The 780-nt window shown below is 69.2% G+C and carries 1 protein-coding gene; it reads left to right on the top strand.

All coding sequences use genetic code 11. The features are described 5' to 3' along the window. A partial coding sequence (locus HG543_RS53950) for a condensation domain-containing protein (RefSeq protein WP_246357966.1) occupies window positions 1–780 on the top strand: 780 nt, incomplete at both ends.

The following is a 780-nucleotide window of genomic DNA, read 5'->3' as shown; positions in this document are numbered from 1 at the left end:
CCGTCCGTTCGACCTGGAGAGAGGGCCGCTGCTGAGAACGGCCCTGGTGAAGGTGTCGGAGCAGGAGCACGTGCTGGTGCTGGTGATGCACCACATCGTGTCGGACGGCTGGTCGATGGGAATCCTGGTGAAGGAGGTGGTGGGGCTGTACGAGGCGTACGCCCAGGGCCGTGAGGCGGTGCTGCCGGAGTTGCCGGTGCAGTACGCGGACTACGCGGTGTGGCAGCGCGACTGGCTGAAGGGCGAGGTGCTGGAAGCGCAGCTGGAGTACTGGCGCCAGCAGCTGAAGGGAGCGCCCCGGGCGCTGGAGCTGCCGACGGACAAGCCGCGTCCGGCGGTGCAGACGTTCCGAGGAGACACGCGGGGCTTCCAGTGGCGGAAGGGGCTGTGGGAAGGGGTGAAGGGGCTGGCGCAACGAGAGGGGGCCACGCCCTTCATGGTGCTGCTGGCGGCGTGGCAGACGGTGCTGTCGAAGTACTCGGGGCAGGACGACGTGTGCGTGGGCTCGGCCATCGCCAACCGCACGAGGGCGGAGACGGAGGGCCTCATCGGCTTCTTCGTCAACACCCTGGTGCTGCGCGCGAAGCTCGATGGCAACCCGACGTTCCGGCAGCTCGTGGCCCAGGCGCGCGAGGTGACGCTGGGAGCGTACGCGCACCAGGAGGTGCCCTTCGAGAGGCTGGTGGAGGAGCTGCAGCCCGAGCGCGACATGAGCCGCGGCCCGCTCTTCCAGGTGATGTTCGTGCTGCAGAACGCGCCGGGCGGAGCGGTGAAGCTGCC

Source organism: Pyxidicoccus fallax (assembly GCF_012933655.1).
GTDB classification, from domain to species: domain Bacteria; phylum Myxococcota; class Myxococcia; order Myxococcales; family Myxococcaceae; genus Myxococcus; species Myxococcus fallax.
The sequence above is the reverse complement of the archived record's forward strand: the minus strand, read 5'-3'. Positions and strand labels throughout refer to the sequence as shown.